Origin of the sequence: Cetobacterium somerae (assembly GCF_022430525.1) — a bacterium.
Classification (GTDB): domain Bacteria; phylum Fusobacteriota; class Fusobacteriia; order Fusobacteriales; family Fusobacteriaceae; genus Cetobacterium_A.
On record NZ_CP092519.1, the window covers coordinates 1,003,766 to 1,025,090 of the forward strand.

Here is a 21,325-nt window from a genome sequence, read left to right on the forward strand (position 1 = left end):
TCAAAAAGTGGTAAAACAAACTTTTTAAAACTCAAAGAAAATGCTTGTTATAAAGCTATGATATCAGTAGATTACTTCAAGATACCTTACTAGCCACTACTACAAGATTAATTTCTCACACTAAAAATACATCTCTATATTCATTTACAAAAAAAATTACTCTATTACCTATTTTATGATAAATAAAAAATTCCCCGAAAATTTTCAAGGATTTTTTCTATTATCTAATATTGTTCAAACTCACTTTTTTCTTTTGGAGTACATTTGCAAAATTCTATTTTTTTTCTTAAGCTCTTTCTATATCCATAATACTCTAATTCCAAGCGCCTTAATTTATACAAATTTTGTTCAAAATTATTAGCTTTTAAATAATAATAATTTGATTTTTTTATTTTAAATCCAAAATTTTTATACATAAAAAATTTTAAATTATTAAATATCCATCTATCAATCTTTTTCAATTGATGGACATCAGTTATGTTTCCGAAGTATCCTATCCAATTTTTATAATCTGGTTCTTTTCCACATTTTTCACATTTTTCATAAAATGCTCTATTCCCAATAATTTTAAAATTTATTTTCCTAATTATATTATTTAATACTTTGATTGATTTCTTTTCTTCAAACTCTTGCAACTTTTCGGCTTCATTCAAGATAAATTTTATTTTATTTTTAAATGCTATTTCATTATTTTTTTTTACTTTTACTTTATTTTTCTTTATTTCAAATCCAACATAATTAGTTGATCTCTCATTTAAGTTTATAACTTCACTTTTTTCTCCTAATGGATGTACTTTTAATTCTTTCTTTGATAACTGACTTTCAACTTCTTTAAAAATTTCTTCTATTTTTTCATCATTTTTTAATAATATTAAGAAATCGTCAGCATATCTTATATATTTCAAATCATACTTTCTTCTCAAAATGTTCGAAATCCATAAATCAAAGTCATATAAATAAATATTTGCTAGTAACCCTGAAAGAACTCCTCCTTGAGGAATTCCCTTTTCTCTTCTCTCTCTTTTAACTTTAACATTATGAAAAATTTTTAAAGTTGGTCTTAATTTTCTCCCTTTATATTTCGTCTCTTTTAAATTTTTAGATGTTATTCTGTATGAATACAAAAAATTCTTTAAAATAGTAAGTAATATTTTATTATCTTTTCCAAAAAATTTATATAAATCATTTATCATCAACTTATGATTTATAGTATCAAAAAATTTACTTAAATCCATATTTAAAACATATTTATAATCTAACTCTATATATTTTTGTATTCTTCTAACTGCCGAAGGAGCTGATTTCCCCTCTCTATATGCGTAGCTTACTAAATCAATTTCTTTAAATTTTTTTTCTGTATATTCTTTTATACTTTCATAAATAACTTGCTGAACAACCGTATCTTTAACATTTGCTATTGATAAAACTCTTATTTTATTTTTTAATTTTGCTTCTTTTAATGAAAGTCTTTTATCTTTTGAAATTTCTATTTCTCTGAAAGGTTTAAATAAATATTTTCTATTTTTTACTCTATTTATTATTGCTAAAAAATTATTACTATCTGTAAAAATTTTATCATAAGTTCTTAAACTTATTCCATCTTCACCCATTTGTCTTTTATCTTTTTCTGGAATAGATAAATAATCATGTTTTTTTTCCTTAAATTTCTCGTATACTTCTTTTAAATTTTCACAAGTTAAATTTTTTAATATTCTCTCATCTAAATTCATAAAAAAAATCTATCTAAATTACTTCAGATAGACTGCCACCCCCTACTATATTTTGTAGTAAAATTCTTTAGTTATATAAAATAACTACAAGCAACAAAATGTGATATAATATATCTATATAACAAATATTATTTCTGTTAACAAATCAAATGTTGACAGAAGCAGGAACTTAAATCAATTAAGGCAACATACTCTGTAAAAGACTCAAACATTATATAAAAATTGGTGGCTTATTTGAGTCCCGTTTATAACCACCACCTACATAAAATTTTATGTAGTAAAAATCTAGAAGACAATACTAATCATATTGTCTCTATAAGAGTAAACACTTCATATAGTTTGTAAATAATCTTAATAATTAATACAGCCTTTATTAGCATGTTATCACTCCTTGTTGCTTCTGTCAACATTTGATTTGTTAACAGAAACCAGAAGCTAAAACTCTTCCATGGTTAGAGTATTATTTAGTTGCGTTGCATTCCATTATCGATGCAATCCTCCCATATGGAGTATACACTCAAAAAAATCATTTGTCAAAATTATTTCTTATCTTTATTAATAGAGTAAATTTATAAAGCTCTATAAAATCATTTGTTCTCAACTAATAAAAATATTTAAATATATATTAATTTAATAAATGAGAGTAAGACTATACAAAATATATTGATTACTAATATTTTCAAGTTTTTTTCATAAAATTTCTAAAATATGCCTATTTTAAGTGGATTATTCCGACAATAAATGTTAAAACTCTCTTTCTATTTTTGATAATTACAGCTTTGATTTATTAAAAATAAAAAAAATTGGATTAATTTCTACCTCTTCCTATAATAAGACATAACCTTTTCTAATGATATTCTACCGTATAATCTTCCTCACTTTAAATTGTGTACATTTTTAAGATACGTTTTAAAAATTGTATCAAAAAACAACTATTTTTCTTCCTAAATTATAGAAAAACCCTTTTTTTTATGTTAAAATATTTATAACACTTACCGGGGGAGGGAATAATAAATTATGTTAAAAAAAATTAAAACTATTTCTGAAAATCTTTCTAATAGCGAAATTCCTAAAGTTTTTGATCATTTTGGAAAAAAGATACTTCCTTTTTATAGAAGAGAAGTAAGTACTCGAACAACTCATGGGGGAACTTGGGATATAGAGGAAGAGTTTATCATTGGAATCACAAATCACGGTTGGGCAAAATATGACTATATTTTCAATTGTTCATCAGAAGCAGGAGTTAAGAATCATCTTTCTGAAGAGATTATGACACCTTTAACTTATGAAAATATACTATTTTATTGTAATACAATACCTGAGCTTAAAGAGAAGATCCAAGAGTGTGGTATTTAAACAAAAAAGAGAAGAAAAATCTTCTCTTTTTTTAGTTTTTATCACTATATTCCTTACCTTGAAACCCCTTTGTAATACAATGTTTTCAAGGCTTTATATGAATATCTACAACTTGTTATATGACATTTTTTCACCCTACTACTACTAATTAGGGTAATTTCAAACGAACGCCTTAAAACTCATATTAGAGTGTCATTTTTATGTACTTTTGTCTATAAAACAGTAATCAGTCTTTACTATACTTAAATTACAATACTTCAATACAAATACTCTATATTTTAAGTACTATTCATCTTTTTTAGCAACTATTACATTATAATAAATCCTTATTTTTTCAACTCATTAACCCCAATATAAGGATTTTTATACCTATTGTCATACTTACTTTTACCACCACAAGATATAGCAACAGTTGGACATAGATTTGCACATGCTAAGCAATCTTCACAATTTTTATCCCAAACAGGTTTTCCATCAACTAGTTCTATATTTTCAACAGGACAAACAACTTTACATATTCCGCAACTTATACATCTTTCATCATTCAGTTTAAACTTTTTAGAAACTGTTTTTAATCCAAGTCTCCAAAACTTATAAATCAATAGAAATATTGGATATAAAAAGATATTACTATTAGCTGAAGATTTTTTTCCTTTTAATATATCATCACAAATTGTCTTCATCTTACCTTTAGATGATTCAATATCAATTTTAGCTTTATCTTCTGGCATCGCCTTAAATAGTTTTAAATAGTTATCTGGCATATGGCAGTATTCAGAGTAGTCTAATACTCTTCCTTTCTCTGATAAAATATCATTAACTTGATTAAATGGTATTCCATAACCACTTCCACCACAAGTTGCAACTGCAAACAAATAATCTACTTTTTCAATTTCAACTTTTTTTAGAAACTCCTCTACTATTTTTGGAATTCCCATTGCATACACTGGAAATAAAAAGCCTACTTCTCCAGTTAATATTACTTTTTCATCTTTTACTGCTGATATATTCACCAAATTGTACGAGCAATTTTCTTTTAAATATTTTCCTACATATAACGTATTCCCTGTTCCTGAAAAATAATATATTGTCTTCATCTTCACTCCTATTTTCTTCTCTTTTCATTTAGTATACCCTATGTAGTTATAGATAACAAGATTAGAAAATTTAATTGGATGAATCATACTTTTTTATTTTTTATAATAACTTATTGGATTGCTTAAATAAACTGGATTTTCTAATTTATCTACAGTTAAATATCCTGCTGGAGCATTTATTATGCTTGGAATTCTATTTACAATAGTTGCACAAGTATGTTCAACTGTTGCTGGTTTTTTCACATAAAACTCTGTATCTGGCTCACCTATAATTTTCCAATCACACATATCTCCATCTTCAGGTCCATAAACCTTTCCTATACATTGTGTTTCTATTATTGGTCCTTGGAATGTTTCAGTTGTCACAACAGCACTCATTCCTATACACATTCCAACCTCTATTGTTTTATCTAAAGTTTTTGAATAGATCTCTTTTTCGTGGAAGTATGGAACACATTTTTGAGTTTGGCTCTTAATAGTCCATCCCATTAAATTACAAAGAGCTTCATTGGAATTCCAAACATAACTTGGCTCTAAAGATTCTGGATGAGCTAAACTTTTTTCAAACTCCTCTTTTGTAAATCCAGCTCCATGAGCTTTAGCTAAAGCTAAACCATAATCCTCAACATTATAACTAACAGCTCCTGTTATTTTCTTTATATCATGAACTCCACTTGCAACTAACGCTACCATATTTATCCAATAAAGGTCTTGCATTCCTGAACCAGTTATTGTACATCCATTCTCTTTAGCTAACACATCTAATTTATTAGTTAAAGCTGATGCTGTTGTCCAAGGGTATATAGCTTCCTCACATGTTGTTACCACATTTATTCCTCTTAACAAACATTTTTCAAACTGATCATAACAATCCTTTATAAAACTAAAAGTTGTTACTATTGCTATATTTGGATCTGTTTCATCTAAAACCTTATCAGCATCATTACTTATTTTTACACCTAATTTAAATCCTAATCCAGCATATTCACCAACATCTACTCCTTCTAAAGCTGGATTTGAGTCTATTGCACCTACAATTTCAGCACCTTTCTCATATAAATATCTCAAAATATACTTAGACATCTTACCACAACCATACTGAACCACTCTAATTTTTTCATTTTTCATAACAAATCACCTCTTAAATTTTTGTATAAGTATATATATTCACATGTTACTATAAACATTTCACAAATCCTTTAAAATTCAATAAAAGAAAATAGACAAGGACACTCTTTTATGATACTATTCTTTAAACTTTTAAAAATAATATTTATCAAGGGGGAGTTAAATGAATAATTTATTAAAAAATCTTGATGTATTGATGAATCGAAAATCTGTTAGAGCTTATAGTGATGAGAAACTCTCTGAAGAGATTAAAAATGCAATTATTGAGTCAACTTTAAGAGCTCCGACTGCTGGAAATATGATGATGTACTCTATTATTGAAGTTACAGATGAAAATTTAAAAAATAAATTAGTTGAAACTTGTGATAATCAGCCTATGATTGGTAAAGCACCATATCTTTTACTATTTTTAGCAGATTTTCAAAGATGGATGGACTATTTAAAAACTTCTGGAGTAGATGAGTACAATAAAGAAAACAATATTGAGATGTACCATCCTGGTGAAGGGGATTTATTACTTGCTATTAATGATGCACTAATTGCTGCACAAACAGCTGTTACCTCTGCTGAAATGTTAGGTCTTGGTAGTTGTTATATTGGAGATATTATGGAAAATTTTGAAATTCATAAGGAGATGTTTAATCTTCCAAAATACACTTTTCCAGTTACTCTTATCTGTTTTGGATATCCAACTGAACAACAAAAAAATCGACCTCAACCTCCAAGATACCCTAAGGAGATGATTGTTTTTGAAAATAGTTATAGACATATTGAAAGTGAAGAATTTAAAGCTATGGAAATTGAAAGAAACAAAATTTCAAAACCTAATTTCCTTCCTGGATGTCACAACGAAGCTATCCATATGTATAAAAGAAAAATAACTTCTAGCTTTATGAAAGAGATGAATAGATCTGTTAAAGCTGCTATAGATTCTTGGACTAAATAGAATTAAAAGCCCCTTAGATTTAATTCTAAGAGGCTTTATTTTTATTTTACAGTAAATTTTCCATTTAAAGATTCATATACAACAAACTGCTGCAATTTTCCATTGATTTCTAATATAAATTTATGATTTATACCAGCTACAATCTGCTTTTTATACTCTATTAACTTATAATTCTTTCCAAGTTTTTTCTCTTGAACTAATTTATTTAAAGCAACCTCTCCCATAGAATCCATTTTACTGCTTCCATATGCTCCTACCATTTTAGGTGAACTGTTTGTTTCCACTTTTTTACTGTTAGAACATCCTACAAGACCTAATATTGCAACTATTAAAACTATTTTCTTCATACTCAACCTCTTTCATATTTATTTTTAATTTTACTATTGCCCATCTATTAAATTCTCTGTTTTAAAACCTAATGTTTTAGCTTTCTGAATCATCTCATTATAAATATCTAAAGGAATACTTTTCTCCCTCGATAAAAACCATAAATATTTATACGATGAACTTGTTACTATAGCATACTTATAATCCTCACTTATCCATGCCACATTATACTGGGCTCCTATTAAAGGAAAAGCATTTGGATATACTTTTAAAAAATTTGGTACCTCTGTTTGTTTAGCTGTTGCATAAAATACACTCTCTTTATTTTTAGAATCTATACCTCTATTAATAACAGATATTTTTCCATTTTTTTCTAACGCATAATTTGCTGTAACTTCTTTTAGACCTTTTTCAAACCCATGGTTGAATCGTTTTATCTCATACCATTTTCCCAAATACTTTTCTACAGAAAAATCAAAATTTTTCTCTACTTTAGGTGAACTAGAACAACTTAATAATAAAATAGAACTTAATAAAATTAAAGTTATTTTTAAATAATAAAATAGTTTTCTTTTTAAAATCATCTAAAACACCTCCATATTTTAAATATACTCAATTATTTTATATTTCCTAATAAAAAATAAAAAAAAGATGTATCTCTACATCTTTTAAGCTCTTTAATGGCGGGAGTGACGAGGGTCGAACTCGCGACCTCATGCGTGACAGGCATGCGCTCTAACCAACTGAGCTACACCCCCATTAAAAAATATATATGGTGCCTGGGGCCGGAATCGAACCGGCACGCTATCAGATAGCTCAGGATTTTAAGTCCTGTGCGTCTACCTATTCCGCCACCCAGGCATTTCAGTTAAGAAGCTTTTTCTGTCTTCTGTATTCGTTATTAATTTTAGCAATTTTTGCAAAAAAAATCAACTATTTTTTTAAAAAAATTTTCGTTATTTTTTTAGACTAACTTCCGAACAATTAGTTTAATTTCTTTTCTTTTAAAACTAATAATGGTATAATATAATTAATTTGATTATGCTACTTTAAGGATGGTTTTTATGAAAAATAATGCATTTTTTAAAAATAAAAGAAAAAGAGCCCTTTTCTTTGCAAACATAATATTAATTCTATTTATATCTTTTCATTTAATTCAAATGGAATCTACTGATGAGGAATTAATAACTTTTGTTCTCTTTTTAATTGGAGATATAGCTTTATTAATTTATCAAATCGTTGAAATTATAAGAAGCAACAAAAAAGACACTGAGTAATCTCTAGTGTCTTTTTTATTACAAATTATTCTAAAGGTATTCCCACGTTTGGTACAAATTCATCTGCTAAAATTTTAACTCCTTCTATTTTAGCATCTTTTTCTAACATAGGTTGAGTAGATGGATTAGATGGGTACTTCTTTCCATTAAACTTCAATACTGCTCGTCCTGGAGTTGCCCCTCCTCCTGAAACTTCCATTATAATATCATTCCATCCATTTGTTTTATTGTTACTTATTATTATTGGTGTACGAACTAATGATAGTTCAGATATAACTTGGTATCCTTCACTGATCTCTTTTAAAATAAGTCCTGAATCTCCTCCAGATCCTCCTAACATAGGTCCATATGCATAAACTATAACTTCTGGTTTTTTATCTCCATTTAAATCTACTTTATTATACATATAGTGAACTATATCCTCTCCTCTTTTAAGAGAATAGGTTTTGATTAAAGTTTCCTCTACCTCCCTATCCCTTTGAGTTTCAGACTTCATCGATTTCATTTCTGCACCAAAAGACACTGCACTAGCTAAGACTACTGACATCATAATTAAATATACCTTTTTCATCTTTCCTCCTACTACATTTTTTATTATTTGGCTTTTTCAAGAACTTTAGCTATATTTTTATAAACTTCCCTTGTTGCTCTAATATCTTCTAAAGCATCATGTGCATTTTCTAAAGATACATTAAAATGTTTACACCAAGTTTCCAATCTATTATTTTCTAAAATTGGTAAAACTCCCATTACTTGAAGAGATTTTACTAGATTTAAAGTACATACATTTAATTTGAAATCAATAAAACTTCCCATAAATCTATTGTTTAATCTATTGTAAAAGTTATATAACATTCTAAAATCAAATGGAAAATTATGACAAATCATTATTAATTTATCATTTTTATTATATCTATCTACATATTTCGAAAAAATTTCCTCCAACTCTTTTAATGCCTCTTCTGGTTCTTGTTCTTGATTAAGTTCTTCTATTGTAAACCCTATAGTTTTCAAAGCACTTTCAGAAATATCTGCTCCTTTATGAGGTTTACATCTAATATTAAACCACTCTACAACTTCGTTATCTATCTCTATTGCTCCAGCTATTTGAACTATTGCAGAGTTATCTGTTAAACCTGTTGTTTCTGTATCTAAATATAATAATTTCATATCCATCCTCCTTTTTATCTATATTTTTATAATACTCTATCATTTTTAAAATTACAATGCAAAATATTTATAAGTCCATATTGAAATAACTTGCATCATTTTTTGCAGTAAATTTCAAATTGATTAAAACATTGTTATGATATATTATATGAATAACAGTTCAAATAAATAGGCAAAATAAAGGAAACTTTATGACGCAAAACTATAGGGCCTTTTAGATGGCAGCCAGTTGCAACAATTTTCAATAAAATTGTTGCTTTTTTATTTTAGTATTAGTTTACTTAAAAATACACAATTTTAGTCACTACTAAATAAGAATAACTTAACAAACTAAATATTGTATTGGTCTAAAATAACGGAGGACAACATTGAAATTTTTTAAAAACAAATCTATAAAATTACTACTCTTTTTATTAATAGCAACAACTATTTTTTCAAATGATAATACTTTTTATTTAGGAATTCAAAGTTATCCAGAAACTGAAATGGAAATAGATGGTGTTTCTATAAATAACATTATTCGTGATATATTTAAAAATGAACTAAAACTAAATGTAAAAGAAGTTCATGGTACATGGAGAGATAGTTATAATCAACTAGAAGATGGTACAATTGGAGCTTTAGGTTTAGTTACTAAAAATAATATTAGAAAGGATAACATATTACTTTCTAAACCAATTTTTAGCGAGAACCTGTACATTGCTTCAGATAAAAAATTATTAAAGTCACCTTATGATTTAATGAATCAAACCATATATGCATATAAAGATGATGAAATGCCTATAAAATACTTAAAAGAGTATTTAGAACAAAATAATATAACTGCAAATATAGTTGAAGTAGAAAATATTGATGATTATAAAAATGATTTTTATTTAGATTCTGAGTTCATAGCTGTTAAATCTCAAAATAGATTGCTAGTTTCATTTCTAGCTCCAGTTTGTATCGGTGTAAATAAAAAATATGATTATCTATTACCTTATATAAATAACGCTTTAAATAAAAAATACAGTAAAAAAATATCAACTTACTTTAAAAATCTTCCATTGTATCATCAAAGAGAAAGATTTCAAAATAGTTTAACAAAAGAGGAAAAAGAGTTTTTAGCACAAAAGAAATTTATAACTACTTCTCTTGAGGATGATATTTCTTTAAGTATTTATATAAAAAATCAAGATAAATTTATTGGGATACTTCCTCAATATATAAATAAATTAGCCAGCATTATTAATATTCCAATAAAATATATTTATAATGGAAAAGAGTGGCTATATATACAAGAAAAATTCAAACAAGAAAATATCGATTTTTTAACACTTTCAACAACAGCTAGAAGAAAATCAAGTTATATTTTTTCTGAAGCAATTGATTTTATCCCCATGCATCTACTTAATCACGTGGATAGTGGTGATTATAATGTTGGAGTTTTAAAAGATGGAAAATCACAAGATATAGGTAAAGAGTTTTTTCCAAAAGAGGATATAAGAATTTATAATTCAACAACAGAGTTATTTAATGCTTTTAAAAAAGATGAGATTGGTTATATAATAAGTCCATATAATATCTATGATAGAGATTGTCATAAGCAACATAAAGATATAAAGATAAAAGATATTCCTGTAAATTTTGCTTTCTCAAAAAATCAGGAAATGTTAAGAAATATTTTTAATAAGGCAATTGCCGTTGTTGGAGATTTTGATAGAAACGAAATTAGAAACTTTGTAGAAACAGATCAAAAAGAATATGTTATGGGTCTTATTGAAGAAGCAGAACATAAGAAAAAAATATGGTATATATTTACACTAGTCTTCGGATTATTAATTTGTAAAATTGTTTTTCAAAGAAAATTAACAAAAGCTTTAACACATGATCAATTAACAAAATTACCTAATAGATATCTTTTTAATGAGTTTTGTAAGAAGAATGATAATACTAAAGGCGCTGTTATTGTTATTGACTTAGATAATTTTAAAAAAACTAACGACAATTATGGCCATAGTAAAGGAGATCTCGTTCTTTCTGAAGTAGGAAAACTTTTACTAGAAGTTTTTTCTAAAGAACATACTTTTAGAATATCTGGAGATGAATTTTATCTATTTTATGAAAACAGAGATCTTTTAGAAAGATTAGAAAAATTAGTAACTCTGGGGAAAAATTCAACTATTATTAATCAATATAATATCTCTTTTAGCATTGGATATTATATTAAAAATATTGATGAAACTTTGGAATTGGCATTTGAAAAAGCTGATATAGCTATGTATGATGCTAAAAAACTAAATGGTTTTTCAATTATGGAATATAAAAAGTAAGGGCAAAATAAAGGAAACTTTATGACGCAAAACTATAGGGCCTAATCATATGGCAGCCAGGTGCAACAATTTTTTAATTAAAATTGTTGCTTTTTTATTTCAATAATATATTAAAATAAAAAATATCAAGGAGAGTTATATGCACACATTACTATACTTACTAATATCCATACTTGCAATTAGCTTAGCAGTTACAAGTATAAATCTATATGTAAAAAATAAGGCCGCTAAAAAACTATTAATAGATAAATTGACTAATTTACCTAATCACTATCAATATGTAGAAGATATTTCAAAATATACTCATACTAACTGTACATTTATTAAAATAAAGTTAAATATCTTATCAGAAATTAATAAAAGGCTCGGATGGGATATCGGAAATAAAATAATTCTTAATATTGCTAATATTTTAAAAAATACATTAAAATATAAAAGTAAAATTTATAAAATGTCTGGAAGTAAATTCTATATAATAACAAATGAAAGCAACATTATTCCTAAAATTAATGAGATTAAGAAAAATCTTAGTAGATTAAAACTTAAAGAAAATTATAATTTTAATGAGGAGATTAAAATATCTTTTTATAAAAATCGTACTTCTATATCTACTGAAGAAGTTTTTGAATACTTAGAAATACTCGATGAAATAAAAGAAGAAAAAAATATATCTATTTCAGAATTAGATAATCAATTAATAGAAAAAATTAACAGACGAACTCAAATAAAACATAAAATAATAAACAAAGATATTAAAGGAATACATGCTCTATTTCAACCAAAATTTGATTTAACTACTAAAAAAGTATTAGGAGCTGAAGCTCTTGCCCGATGGCAAAATGAGTCATTAGGAGCTATATATCCTGATGAATTTATATTTATAGCAGAAAAATTAAAAAAAGTATATTTAATTGATTATAAAATTGCTGAAGAATCACTAAAATTTTTAAACAAGATGTCTCAAACTTATTTATTAGAAAACAACTTCAGAATTTCATTTAATATCTCCTTACAAACTTTTGAAAGAGATGATTTCTTAAAAACAATAGTTACTCTCATTGAAAAATATAAAATAGATCCAAATTTACTAGAGATTGAGCTTACAGAAACTATTTTGGGATTAAACTTAACAACTATTATAGAAAAAATAAATCACTTAAAGACAATTGGATTTCAAGTTTCAATAGATGATTTCACTGCTGGAAACTCCTCAGTTTCTTTACTAAGTGTACTTCCCGTAGATATCATAAAATTTGACAAGTCAATTTTAGATAGAGTAAATCCAAATAATAAAGTTGCTACTGATGTCTATAAAGGATTAATAAATATAATAAAGGGATCTAATTTTAAAATTGTTGCTGAAGGAATTGAAACAAATGAGCAGCTAAATTTTTTAAAGTCAAATAAAGTCGATATTGGACAAGGATATATTTTTAGCAAACCTCTTTCTAAAGAAGATTTTTTTAAATTAGTTAATAAATGGTAGAGAAAATATTTAATTTCTCTACCATTTTTATTTTTAAACTATTTTTACACCGATTTTCTTAACAATATTTAAAGCTAAATCTATAGAAACCTTTGCCCCTTTTATTTTGTTGCTTACAATGTCTATCATCAATCCACTACAATCACTTAAATCTGCATTTTCTAATATACACTCATAAAAATCGGTATCTTTAAATTTACTGTTATTAAATTTAGATTTTTTTAAGCTACACTTTTGAAAGGTACATTCTTCAAATTCATTTTTATAAAACTCCAATCCATCTAACTGTAGGTCATCAAAAATACAGAATTTCATAAACGAATTTATAATTTGAAAATCTATTATAAACCTAGATATTTTACTAAAATTTATATTTTTAAATTCACAATTTTTAAATATAGCTCCATTTAACTTTACATTGTCTAAGTTTACTGAATCAAATTTACATTTTTCAAAAATTACCTCTTCAAAATCACAATCTGAAAAAGTTACATTGTTAAAATTACATTTTTCAAAATTTGTTTTTATTATTTCTTTTCCAAAAATTAATTTTTCTTCTAAATCTATTCCTATTATATCCTCTTCAAAATACATTTTTCTCCTCTTTTTTTTATTTTTTATAATAATTTAATTGTAATTTTTTTAAATAAATTTGCTTTTTACTATTTTATATAGTAAATAGATATTATTAGACTCTGTTTTAGTCAAGGGGGCTAGCGGGGGAAGCTTCTTAGTTTAAATTACTAAGAAGCTTTTTTTATTTTATAAAAAACACTTTTTTGTTTTTTTAATTTAAAAAAAACATTATCTTAAATGTTATTTATAAATAAATTAATTGCAATTTTATCGTATATAATATACAATACACCGTATTACTTAGAATGTGAAAAATAAGAACAAGTTGGATTTAGTTTTTCTATATCGCATGTGTGTTTTTATTTTTTTAAAACAAATTAGTTTTAAAATTTCATTTTAAGTATACAAGAGAGTGAGTTGGATTTAGCTAGTCTATATCGCATGTGCACTCTCTTCTATTCCTAAAAATTATCCTTTACTATATTTCTCTTTTCTATTTTTTCTACTGGATTAGATTGTTCTTTTAATTCTTTACACTTTTTCCTACTACAGATAAAGAAACTAATAATTCTTATTCAAATAAAATTTATATATTATAATGATTTTAATCTTTAATAACAAATTTTACAAGGTCCACGACCCCCAACTTCTGATATTTTCACAGCTTTTATATTTTTACTTTTACTCAAACTTTTACAAGATTTAGTTGCATGATATTTCTTACCTTTTGGAGTAACATAAACTGTGTCAGAAGCACTAGCAAATAAAGTAACTCCTAAAAATAAACTAATTATAATTTTTTTCATAACTCCTCCAATTTTTCATTTATTTAATTATAACTCTTTGACAAAAAAAGAGCAAATCACTTGTTCTTTAAAATTTCGCTTATTAATTTCTTTATATTTTTATAATTTATCTACTCATAAATTTTTAATAAATTTAAAACTTTTTTATACAATCTTTGGTCTAAATATTATAATAAGTGTTAAAAGTAGTAAATAATTTAATCCCCCCCAGATAAGAACCTCTTCCCCCCCAGAGGTTCTTATTATTTTTTGCAAATATATTTTAATCGTAATATAATTAAAAAAATGGAACTTTTAATTCTTTACATATGGAGGTATTTAAAATGAATGAAAAATGGGATGAATTAGCTAAAATTTTAAAAACTAGCAACAACATTGTTTTCTTTGGCGGGGCAGGTACTTCAACAGAAAGTGGTATTCCAGACTTTAGAGGAAAAGATGGTCTTTATAGTCGAAAATATAAAGGTTACGATCCAGAAGAGATTTTACATATAGACTTTTTTTTACAAAATAGAAAAATTTTCAATGAATTTCTAGAAGAAAAAATGAACTTTAAAAATATTAAACCTAATAAAGGTCACCTTGCTTTAGTTAAACTAGAACAGATGGGAAAACTTAAAGCTGTTATCACACAAAATATTGATAACTTACACCAAGATGCAGGTTCTATTAATGTGTTAGAACTTCACGGAAATATCTCTCATTTTTACTGTTTAGCTTGTAGAAAAAAAGAGCCTAAAAATTTTAGATGTGACTGTGGTGGTATAACTCGTCCACCTGTAACTCTTTATGGAGAAAATTTAGATGAAGAGGTTACTGAGCTTGCCATCAGTGCTATTAAAAAAGCTGATACTTTAATTGTCGCTGGAACAAGCTTAACTGTATACCCAGCAGCTTATTATATTCAATATTTTAAAGGAAAAAATTTAGTTATTATAAATGCAGATGAAACTAAATATGATCAGTACGCATCTTTAGTTATTAGAGACAGTTTTGCTCAAGTTATGGATTATGCAGTAAATAAACTAAAGTAATTAAACTTTTTTAGTGGTTACTTTTTTGTAACCAATTTACCTTAAACTTAAATTATGATAGTATAACTCTTATTATAATTTAACGGAGGTAAGTATGAAACCTATTGAAAAATCAAAAAAAATAAAATTTCTCATATTCTTAATTTTTACAGTGATTTTTTTCAGTTGTACTAAAGAGAATACGAAAGATACAGAGAATACATTAAAAATAGCTCAAAGTGGAAACCCTCGCTCTCTCGACGTTCACAATGCCAACGATGGATTTTCTTTAAGAATAAATAAACAAATCTATTCTAGACTAGTTGAAATTGATGGAGATAGAAATATAATTCCAGGATTAGCTGAAAGTTGGAAAAAAGTTGATGATAAAACTTATGATTTTAAAATCAGAGATAATATTAAATTCCATAACGGAGATAAATTAACACTAGAAGATATTAAATTTTCCTTTGAAAGAATGATGAACTCTCCTAGAATAAGTTTTATTGTTCCTCCTATTGAAAAAATTGAAATAGTAGAGCCTAATACAATTAGAATTGTTACTAAAACTCCTTTTGCTCCACTACTATATCATCTTTCTCATCCTGCACTTGGGATAGTTAGTAAAAAAGTAATTGAGTCTTCTGGAGAAAATCCTCAAATTATTGGAACCGGTCCTTATAAATATAATTCATGGATTATTGGAGATCAAGTAGTTTTAGATAAAAATAACGATTACTTCTTAAATCCACCATCATTTGATAAACTTATATTTAAAACAATAACAGAACCTACAAATAGAGAGATTGCTTTAGAAACAAAAGAGATTGATGTTGCTTTAGATATAAGTACTGTTGACGCACCAAAGATAAAAGAAAATAGTGAGCTTATTTTATATACAAAACCTTCATACTCATATAGATATTTAGGATTTAATAATAAAAAAGAGGTATTTCTAAATGAAAATTTAAGAAAAGCTATTGATTATGCTATTGATAAAGAAGCTATTGTTAATATTATTTTAAATGGCTATGGATATGTTGCTAACTCAGTTATTGCCCCAAATGTATTTGGATTTACAGATACAGTTAAAAACGTTGGTTATAATCCTGAAAAAGCAAAAGAACTAATGAAAACTTTTAATAATAATGGTGAAGTTACTTTAGAGCTTCTTACTATGGGATCGAGTGACGAAAAAGCTATTGCTGAAGTTATTCAAGCTAACTTAAAAGAGATTGGAATAGATTTAAAAATAAATATTGTTGAAAGTGGAACTTTTTATGATTTAACAGAAAAAGGATTCTTTGATATGTTCTTAGGTTCATGGGGAACTGTCACTGGAGATGCTGACTATGGACTATATCCTATGTTTCACTCTAAATCTATAGGTAGCCCTGGTAATCGTTCTTTTTATTCTAATGAAGATGTTGATAATCTTTTAGATGCAGGAAAAGTAGAAGTTAATAAAGAGAAAAGATTAGAAATATATCAAGAAGCTCAAGAGCAAATTATTAAAGATACTCCACACGTAATGCTTTATAATAGCGTTATTATTGTTGGAGCTCAAAAAGATATCAAAGGATTAAATATCCATCCTGTAACACTTCATGATTTTTATCCACTTTATAGAGAAAACTAATTAAAAACTTAATACCTATCATAAAAAAGGAGGAAACAATTCCTCCTTTTTTCATAAAATAATTTATTTTTTTATATTTTCTTCAAACTTACATCCAAAAGATTTCATATTAACTAAAATGGGTAAAAGTTCACTTCCACAATCAGTTAACTTATAATAAGATTCAATAGTATTTCCTTTATAAACCTTTCTATTCTCTACAATTTTATGTAAAATTAATATATTTAATTGTTCAATTAGAATTTTTTTACTACATCCTAACAAACGTTGTAGTTCTCCTAGTCTTAACTCTGAATCTTTTAATGTAAAAATAATTGTGGGAACCCATTTTTTCCCTAAAATTAAAGCTGTTAATTCTACTGGGCAATGATCTGTATTTTTGTTCTCTACCATAATTTCCTCCACACTTTTTATAAAGTATATCAGAGAAATTTTTCCTAGGCAAATCAATATTAAATTTACTCCTACTCACTAATTCCCTGTAACTTTTTATATAAATCAACTGCAAACTGATCTGTCATTCCACTTATAAAATCTACACATAGTTTAAGAGTTGTATAGATTTCATCACCTTTATTTTTACACTCTTTTAGCTCAGATTCATAGTTAATAATATAATTTTCAGAAATTAATACTCTTATATTTCTAGATGTCAAAGATGCTTCTTCTCCATTGTTTAACCAATCTATCATCCCTTCAATAAAAACATTTAATAGTTTTCTTAAAACTTTAGCAGCTAAAATATCCGTAAAAACTCTTTCTTTTGATTGAAATATCTTATTTTTGGCTAAATTTTTTAGACCATCTTTTATTTCTTTATATGAGCCATCATCTAATAACTCTTTATTAAAATCTCCACTCAAAATTAATTTTTCATTTTTTATAAAAGATTTTATAACTTCTTGAATCATTTTTCCTTGGATATGTATTTTAATCTTTTGAACAACAATTTTTTCAAATAAACTATTATTTTCTATCTCTTTATTTTTTTCTTCATATTCCTTTATTTTCTCCATTAAATCCTGTACCTCTAGAGATTTCTTTCCTATTTTCTTTAACATATTTTTTAAATCCTGCAGTGTTATAAATTTCTTTTGAACACCATCTTCAATATCGGCGACACAGTATGCTATATCATCAGCAGCTTCTAATAAAAATGTTATAGGATGTCTCATGCCCACTATTCCCATCTCTTGAGCTATTTTTTCATAATCATTTTTTTCACTATCAAAATATCCAAATTTTCTTTCAATAAGTTTTCCTTTATCTTTTTTATTTCCCTCTATAGAATCTGTTGGATATTTCATTATTGTGGCCAAAGTTGCATAAGTTAAATTATAACTATCTTTATCGCCTAAATACTGTAGTTTTCTTAGTATTCTAAACGTTTGAACATTTCCATCAAAACATAATAAATCTTCTTTTTGTATGCTTGTAAGTATATTATCATACCCGCTTTTTTTTAAATACTCTTTAAAAAAATCTTGAATTATATATTCTCCTGAATGACCAAAAGGTGGATTTCCTAAATCATGAATTAATCCTGTAACTGATAGCAGTGAAGAGATCTTTTGATCATCTCTTTTCAAATATTTTTCTATCGATTTTCCAATAGATGAAGCTATATGTGAAACTTCTAGAGAGTGTGTCAATCTTGTTCGTACAAAATCTCCTCTTTTTAAAGGATATACTTGAGTTTTATCTTGCAATCTTCTAAAGGATGAACTAGAAATTATTCTAGAATAATCTTTATCAAACTCATTTCTTTCATCAAATTCATAAGCTTCATTTGAACTTTGCTTAAATCTCTTTTCACATAGTAGTTTATTCCATCTCATTCTCTTTCTCCTTCCAATTAATTTTTGTAAATATTTAAAAAGCTGCCAAATGATATTTTCAATTTAGCAGCTTTTTTTCTATAGCAACTTAATTTTTTTAATTCTAGCTCAATTTCCCAACAGTTACACCAATTATCTCATCATAAAATAGAGCTAAAAAGTTTAACTTAGTTATATGCTCAGAGTTGGCAATAGATACATCTCTCAATGGTAGAAAACTATCATAAATAGAATTTTGTAAATCATTGTCATGAAGAACCAAGCTTAAAGGATTCACTTCAGATAAAGATTCATGTTCTTTTTTATTAGAACCAAATGCTAAAAACTCTTCCTTTAATTCTTCTAGAGTCATAATATCACCAGTTATTATTCCTCCACCAGTAACAAAAGATAGTCTTATTTTAGGAATTGTTACTCCTGTTGCTGTATTTTCCAACAACGACTTTTCCAAATTAAATTTACTTAATATATTAAGTTTTTTTATAAGTTCTTTTTTGTCCATAGATTTCAACCTCCAATGTAGTTGCTATAATACATGTATTATAATCTTTTAAATGAGATTGTCAACCTCTATTCTTAATCTTTAAATAATGATTTTTTATTTTTTAATATTTTATTTTTTTAAAAGAAATCGTATTTTTTTTAGTATTTATAAGGTAAAAGTTCATTTAATTTTTAAGAAGGAGGAGTTTATCATTATGTCCAATCAACTTCAAAATTTTATTAATTATTTAGTTATTACAAAAAATATTAATTCTTCTGAGAAAGCAATTATTTTGCAAAAAGAGATTTATTCTATCCAAACTATCATTCTAAAATCCAATTATTTATCTCCTAGAGATATACAAAATTTTATTATTGAAAAAACTAATACATATTACGATGAGCTAGATAAAAATCATCTGATTCAAATATATAAAGAAATGGAAGCAATACCTTTATATTCACACCTTCATAGTCTACACAACTATTTGGTTATGAAAAGAAATAGGCTTCTATATGATGAGTGTGGAAAAAATTTAGCTAATCATATTATAAAAAATATTCTTTTTGAAATATATTAAACAGGAGGGGCATTATGAAAAAGTTATTAGCTTCATTAGTTTTCATGTCTTTATTAGTAGGGTGTAATAATGACAATACAGCATCAAAAACACCTGTTGATTCTTCAAGTCCGTATAAGGAGTATTCTGTAAACGATACTAAGGTAGCTGATATTGTTGAAACAAATATTTTAAAAGCTGAAGCTGAAAAATATGGTTTTGATTTAAAAACTTCTTCGGCTCATATGATTAGCTTTAAAAAAGTTGGAAGTTACGGTTCTGGTGAACTTAAAGTAATAGCTTTCTTAAATCCTAAGGGTATTGAAGCTGCTGAAGATAAAGGTTATATTAACATCAATAGAGTCGTTTCATATACTTGTAAATTTGAATATAGCTATAAAACAGAAAAATATGTGTGGACATCTGACTACCCATATGCATCTACTAGCACTCTATTTTAAGTATAAAAAAGTGGATGAGCGAGATGCCCATCCACTACTTTTTAATCTCTAAATTCACACTCTACCAAGTGGTCATTTACTATTCCTACAGCTTGAAGATATGAATAAACCGTTGTACTTCCTAAGAACTTAAATCCTCTTTTTTTCAAATCTTTGGCTATTATATCTGATAACTCTGTTTTTGCTGGAACTTCATTTAAAGTTATCCAACTATTTTTTATAATTTTCTTTTCTGTAAAAGACCATATATATTCATTAAAAGAACCAAATTCTTTTTGAATTTTCAAAAATTCTTTTGCATTGTTTATAGATGATTCTATCTTTTTTCTATATCTAACTATTCCAGGATTTTCTAACATTTTCAATATTTTATCTTCATTATATAAAGCTACTATATCTGGATTAAAGTTATCATATTCTACTCTATAATTTTCTCTTTTTTTTAATATTGTTATCCAACTTAATCCTGATTGAGCTGATTCTAAAACTAAAAATTCAAAATGAGTTCTATCATCATAAACTGGCTTTCCCCACTCTTCATCATGATACTTTCTATATAGATCACTACTTTCACACCAAGGACATCTTACCATAAAATCACCCTCCAAAATTTTTATCTCATAATATCATTTATAACATCTTATTTCAATTTAATATTTTCTTAATTCATTGCTTCTTAAGTAGTTTTATGTTAGTATTTTCATAGCTAGATAATTAAGGAGGTTTTTTATGAAGAAGATATCTTTACTTCTATTCTTAAGTTTTTTCTATTTAGGTTGTACTAATAACTCTGTTTATAATAAAAATCTCTCTACATATACTATTGAAAGTAATGTAGTTGAAAATCAAACAACTCAAAAAGATATTCAAAATATTTTTGGAGAACCATACTCAATTGATATAAATAATCAAGGAAATACAGTTTGGACATATCGTGACATAACTATAAATAGTCCTGGATATAACTCATTTTCAGCTTCATTTAGAGCAGGTAAGGGAAGTCGTTCTAGAGACAATCATAATCCTCAATACAAATGGGTTATTATTTTTAACTCTGATGGAATAGTTATTAACTCTGATGTTAGAACACTATATTAATCTTTTAAGAAAGGAGTTGTTT

Annotated in this window: 23 protein-coding genes, 2 tRNA genes and 2 riboswitches; of the genes, 10 read left to right on the top strand and 15 right to left on the bottom strand. The window is 26.1% G+C overall.

Going from position 1 to position 21,325, the window contains the following annotated elements:
* Positions 1 to 224: 224 nt before the first annotated feature.
* Positions 225 to 1,730 carry a reverse transcriptase domain-containing protein gene (locus MKD34_RS04565; RefSeq protein ID WP_240218372.1) on the bottom strand — a complete coding sequence of 502 codons (1,506 nt, stop codon included), beginning with the start codon at positions 1,728 to 1,730 and terminating at the stop codon, positions 225 to 227.
* A gap of 1,017 nt (positions 1,731 to 2,747) precedes the next feature.
* Here MKD34_RS04565 and MKD34_RS04570 point away from each other — a divergent pair.
* Positions 2,748 to 3,086: a hypothetical protein gene (locus tag MKD34_RS04570; RefSeq protein WP_240218374.1), complete on the top strand. Its 339-nt coding sequence runs from the start codon at positions 2,748 to 2,750 to the stop codon at positions 3,084 to 3,086.
* A gap of 326 nt (positions 3,087 to 3,412) precedes the next feature.
* Here MKD34_RS04570 and MKD34_RS04575 read toward each other — a convergent pair whose 3' ends face one another.
* The gene (locus tag MKD34_RS04575; protein ID WP_240218376.1) at positions 3,413 to 4,183 is read right to left on the bottom strand and encodes an EFR1 family ferrodoxin; all 771 of its coding nucleotides are present in this window, start codon (positions 4,181 to 4,183) and stop codon (positions 3,413 to 3,415) included.
* Between the two features lie 93 nt (positions 4,184 to 4,276).
* Positions 4,277 to 5,311, bottom strand: coding sequence for an NAD(P)H-dependent amine dehydrogenase family protein (locus MKD34_RS04580; RefSeq protein ID WP_240218378.1), 1,035 nt, complete (start codon positions 5,309 to 5,311; stop codon positions 4,277 to 4,279).
* 163 nt (positions 5,312 to 5,474) lie between these two features.
* Between MKD34_RS04580 and MKD34_RS04585 the strand changes: the two genes are divergently transcribed.
* On the top strand, positions 5,475 to 6,257 hold the full coding sequence (locus MKD34_RS04585) for a nitroreductase family protein (RefSeq protein ID WP_240218383.1): 783 nt from the start codon (positions 5,475 to 5,477) through the stop codon (positions 6,255 to 6,257).
* 41 nt (positions 6,258 to 6,298) lie between these two features.
* On the opposite strand, the gene MKD34_RS04590 is transcribed toward MKD34_RS04585, so the two are convergent.
* The 4 genes from MKD34_RS04590 to MKD34_RS04605 all read right to left on the bottom strand — a co-directional run bounded on the left by MKD34_RS04590 (position 6,299) and on the right by MKD34_RS04605 (position 7,445).
* Positions 6,299 to 6,604, bottom strand: coding sequence for a hypothetical protein (locus MKD34_RS04590; RefSeq protein ID WP_240218384.1), 306 nt, complete (start codon positions 6,602 to 6,604; stop codon positions 6,299 to 6,301).
* A 33-nt stretch (positions 6,605 to 6,637) separates the two neighbouring features.
* Positions 6,638 to 7,168, bottom strand: coding sequence for a lipocalin family protein (locus MKD34_RS04595; protein WP_240218385.1), 531 nt, complete (start codon positions 7,166 to 7,168; stop codon positions 6,638 to 6,640).
* A 97-nt stretch (positions 7,169 to 7,265) separates the two neighbouring features.
* Positions 7,266 to 7,342 (bottom strand) — tRNA-Asp (locus MKD34_RS04600).
* Positions 7,343 to 7,357: 15 nt separating this feature from the next.
* Positions 7,358 to 7,445 (bottom strand) — tRNA-Leu (locus MKD34_RS04605).
* 203 nt (positions 7,446 to 7,648) lie between these two features.
* Between MKD34_RS04605 and MKD34_RS04610 the strand changes: the two genes are divergently transcribed.
* Positions 7,649 to 7,861, top strand: coding sequence for a hypothetical protein (locus MKD34_RS04610; protein ID WP_240218387.1), 213 nt, complete (start codon positions 7,649 to 7,651; stop codon positions 7,859 to 7,861).
* Between the two features lie 25 nt (positions 7,862 to 7,886).
* Here the strand turns inward: MKD34_RS04610 and MKD34_RS04615 are convergent, their stop codons facing one another.
* Entirely contained in the window at positions 7,887 to 8,432 is a 546-nt protein-coding gene (locus MKD34_RS04615) for a hypothetical protein (protein WP_240218388.1), read from the bottom strand.
* 23 nt (positions 8,433 to 8,455) lie between these two features.
* A complete protein-coding gene (locus tag MKD34_RS04620) occupies positions 8,456 to 9,031 on the bottom strand; it encodes a 3'-5' exonuclease (protein WP_240218389.1) in 576 nt (191 codons plus the stop codon).
* A gap of 161 nt (positions 9,032 to 9,192) precedes the next feature.
* Positions 9,193 to 9,268: riboswitch (cyclic di-GMP riboswitch) on the top strand.
* 131 nt (positions 9,269 to 9,399) lie between these two features.
* Between MKD34_RS04620 and MKD34_RS04625 the strand changes: the two genes are divergently transcribed.
* Together MKD34_RS04625 and MKD34_RS04630 are read left to right on the top strand one after the other, a co-directional pair.
* Complete coding sequence (locus tag MKD34_RS04625) at positions 9,400 to 11,343, top strand: transporter substrate-binding domain-containing diguanylate cyclase (RefSeq protein ID WP_240218391.1); 1,944 nt, start codon at positions 9,400 to 9,402, stop codon at positions 11,341 to 11,343.
* Positions 11,335 to 11,411, top strand: a riboswitch (cyclic di-GMP riboswitch). It overlaps the preceding gene by 9 nt.
* Before the next feature lie 71 nt (positions 11,412 to 11,482).
* Entirely contained in the window at positions 11,483 to 12,829 is a 1,347-nt protein-coding gene (locus tag MKD34_RS04630) for a GGDEF domain-containing phosphodiesterase (RefSeq protein ID WP_240218393.1), read from the top strand.
* A gap of 33 nt (positions 12,830 to 12,862) precedes the next feature.
* Here the strand turns inward: MKD34_RS04630 and MKD34_RS04635 are convergent, their stop codons facing one another.
* Both MKD34_RS04635 and MKD34_RS04640 read right to left on the bottom strand, forming a co-directional pair.
* Positions 12,863 to 13,423 carry a pentapeptide repeat-containing protein gene (locus tag MKD34_RS04635; RefSeq protein ID WP_240218398.1) on the bottom strand — a complete coding sequence of 187 codons (561 nt, stop codon included), beginning with the start codon at positions 13,421 to 13,423 and terminating at the stop codon, positions 12,863 to 12,865.
* A 593-nt stretch (positions 13,424 to 14,016) separates the two neighbouring features.
* Complete coding sequence (locus MKD34_RS04640) at positions 14,017 to 14,211, bottom strand: hypothetical protein (protein ID WP_240218399.1); 195 nt, start codon at positions 14,209 to 14,211, stop codon at positions 14,017 to 14,019.
* A gap of 323 nt (positions 14,212 to 14,534) precedes the next feature.
* Here MKD34_RS04640 and MKD34_RS04645 point away from each other — a divergent pair, with 323 nt between their 5' ends.
* Together MKD34_RS04645 and MKD34_RS04650 are read left to right on the top strand one after the other, a co-directional pair.
* The gene (locus tag MKD34_RS04645; protein WP_407933850.1) at positions 14,535 to 15,245 is read left to right on the top strand and encodes an NAD-dependent protein deacylase; all 711 of its coding nucleotides are present in this window, start codon (positions 14,535 to 14,537) and stop codon (positions 15,243 to 15,245) included.
* Positions 15,246 to 15,339: 94 nt separating this feature from the next.
* Positions 15,340 to 16,863 (top strand): ABC transporter substrate-binding protein, encoded by a 1,524-nt coding sequence (locus tag MKD34_RS04650; RefSeq protein ID WP_240218407.1) that lies wholly within the window; start codon positions 15,340 to 15,342, stop codon positions 16,861 to 16,863.
* Between the two features lie 63 nt (positions 16,864 to 16,926).
* On the opposite strand, the gene MKD34_RS04655 is transcribed toward MKD34_RS04650, so the two are convergent.
* From MKD34_RS04655 to MKD34_RS04665, 3 genes are all read right to left on the bottom strand, one after another.
* Positions 16,927 to 17,256: a winged helix-turn-helix transcriptional regulator gene (locus MKD34_RS04655; RefSeq protein ID WP_240218408.1), complete on the bottom strand. Its 330-nt coding sequence runs from the start codon at positions 17,254 to 17,256 to the stop codon at positions 16,927 to 16,929.
* A gap of 71 nt (positions 17,257 to 17,327) precedes the next feature.
* Positions 17,328 to 18,701, bottom strand: a complete 1,374-nt coding sequence (gene dgt, locus MKD34_RS04660) for a dGTP triphosphohydrolase (protein WP_240218410.1) — start codon at positions 18,699 to 18,701, stop codon at positions 17,328 to 17,330.
* A gap of 103 nt (positions 18,702 to 18,804) precedes the next feature.
* Positions 18,805 to 19,203 carry a hypothetical protein gene (locus tag MKD34_RS04665; protein ID WP_240218411.1) on the bottom strand — a complete coding sequence of 133 codons (399 nt, stop codon included), beginning with the start codon at positions 19,201 to 19,203 and terminating at the stop codon, positions 18,805 to 18,807.
* A gap of 196 nt (positions 19,204 to 19,399) precedes the next feature.
* On the opposite strand from MKD34_RS04665, the gene MKD34_RS04670 reads away from it, so the two are divergent.
* Both MKD34_RS04670 and MKD34_RS04675 read left to right on the top strand, forming a co-directional pair.
* On the top strand, positions 19,400 to 19,765 hold the full coding sequence (locus MKD34_RS04670) for a hypothetical protein (protein ID WP_240218413.1): 366 nt from the start codon (positions 19,400 to 19,402) through the stop codon (positions 19,763 to 19,765).
* A 14-nt stretch (positions 19,766 to 19,779) separates the two neighbouring features.
* A complete protein-coding gene (locus tag MKD34_RS04675) occupies positions 19,780 to 20,205 on the top strand; it encodes a hypothetical protein (protein WP_240218414.1) in 426 nt (141 codons plus the stop codon).
* A 41-nt stretch (positions 20,206 to 20,246) separates the two neighbouring features.
* On the opposite strand, the gene MKD34_RS04680 is transcribed toward MKD34_RS04675, so the two are convergent.
* The gene (locus MKD34_RS04680) at positions 20,247 to 20,798 is read right to left on the bottom strand and encodes a DNA-3-methyladenine glycosylase I (protein ID WP_240218415.1); all 552 of its coding nucleotides are present in this window, start codon (positions 20,796 to 20,798) and stop codon (positions 20,247 to 20,249) included.
* A gap of 136 nt (positions 20,799 to 20,934) precedes the next feature.
* Between MKD34_RS04680 and MKD34_RS04685 the strand changes: the two genes are divergently transcribed.
* On the top strand, positions 20,935 to 21,303 hold the full coding sequence (locus MKD34_RS04685) for a hypothetical protein (RefSeq protein ID WP_240218416.1): 369 nt from the start codon (positions 20,935 to 20,937) through the stop codon (positions 21,301 to 21,303).
* Positions 21,304 to 21,325 lie beyond the last annotated feature (22 nt).

What these genes read in the sequence shown, in the direction of transcription:
- MKD34_RS04680 (WP_240218415.1), bottom strand. Translation starts at nt 20,798, where the DNA reads ATGGTAAGATGTCCTTGGTGTGAAAGTAGTGATCTATATAGAAAGTAT.
- MKD34_RS04595 (WP_240218385.1), bottom strand. Translation starts at nt 7,168, where the DNA reads ATGATTTTAAAAAGAAAACTATTTTATTATTTAAAAATAACTTTAATT.
- MKD34_RS04580 (WP_240218378.1), bottom strand. Translation starts at nt 5,311, where the DNA reads ATGAAAAATGAAAAAATTAGAGTGGTTCAGTATGGTTGTGGTAAGATG.
- MKD34_RS04570 (WP_240218374.1), top strand. Translation starts at nt 2,748, where the DNA reads ATGTTAAAAAAAATTAAAACTATTTCTGAAAATCTTTCTAATAGCGAA.
- MKD34_RS04630 (WP_240218393.1), top strand. Translation starts at nt 11,483, where the DNA reads ATGCACACATTACTATACTTACTAATATCCATACTTGCAATTAGCTTA.
- MKD34_RS04675 (WP_240218414.1), top strand. Translation starts at nt 19,780, where the DNA reads ATGAAAAAGTTATTAGCTTCATTAGTTTTCATGTCTTTATTAGTAGGG.
- MKD34_RS04665 (WP_240218411.1), bottom strand. Translation starts at nt 19,203, where the DNA reads ATGGACAAAAAAGAACTTATAAAAAAACTTAATATATTAAGTAAATTT.
- dgt (WP_240218410.1), bottom strand. Translation starts at nt 18,701, where the DNA reads ATGAGATGGAATAAACTACTATGTGAAAAGAGATTTAAGCAAAGTTCA.
- MKD34_RS04615 (WP_240218388.1), bottom strand. Translation starts at nt 8,432, where the DNA reads ATGAAAAAGGTATATTTAATTATGATGTCAGTAGTCTTAGCTAGTGCA.
- MKD34_RS04640 (WP_240218399.1), bottom strand. Translation starts at nt 14,211, where the DNA reads ATGAAAAAAATTATAATTAGTTTATTTTTAGGAGTTACTTTATTTGCT.
- MKD34_RS04590 (WP_240218384.1), bottom strand. Translation starts at nt 6,604, where the DNA reads ATGAAGAAAATAGTTTTAATAGTTGCAATATTAGGTCTTGTAGGATGT.
- MKD34_RS04655 (WP_240218408.1), bottom strand. Translation starts at nt 17,256, where the DNA reads ATGGTAGAGAACAAAAATACAGATCATTGCCCAGTAGAATTAACAGCT.
- MKD34_RS04685 (WP_240218416.1), top strand. Translation starts at nt 20,935, where the DNA reads ATGAAGAAGATATCTTTACTTCTATTCTTAAGTTTTTTCTATTTAGGT.
- MKD34_RS04585 (WP_240218383.1), top strand. Translation starts at nt 5,475, where the DNA reads ATGAATAATTTATTAAAAAATCTTGATGTATTGATGAATCGAAAATCT.
- MKD34_RS04610 (WP_240218387.1), top strand. Translation starts at nt 7,649, where the DNA reads ATGAAAAATAATGCATTTTTTAAAAATAAAAGAAAAAGAGCCCTTTTC.
- MKD34_RS04670 (WP_240218413.1), top strand. Translation starts at nt 19,400, where the DNA reads ATGTCCAATCAACTTCAAAATTTTATTAATTATTTAGTTATTACAAAA.
- MKD34_RS04620 (WP_240218389.1), bottom strand. Translation starts at nt 9,031, where the DNA reads ATGAAATTATTATATTTAGATACAGAAACAACAGGTTTAACAGATAAC.
- MKD34_RS04565 (WP_240218372.1), bottom strand. Translation starts at nt 1,730, where the DNA reads ATGAATTTAGATGAGAGAATATTAAAAAATTTAACTTGTGAAAATTTA.
- MKD34_RS04645 (WP_407933850.1), top strand. Translation starts at nt 14,535, where the DNA reads ATGAATGAAAAATGGGATGAATTAGCTAAAATTTTAAAAACTAGCAAC.
- MKD34_RS04650 (WP_240218407.1), top strand. Translation starts at nt 15,340, where the DNA reads ATGAAACCTATTGAAAAATCAAAAAAAATAAAATTTCTCATATTCTTA.
- MKD34_RS04575 (WP_240218376.1), bottom strand. Translation starts at nt 4,183, where the DNA reads ATGAAGACAATATATTATTTTTCAGGAACAGGGAATACGTTATATGTA.
- MKD34_RS04635 (WP_240218398.1), bottom strand. Translation starts at nt 13,423, where the DNA reads ATGTATTTTGAAGAGGATATAATAGGAATAGATTTAGAAGAAAAATTA.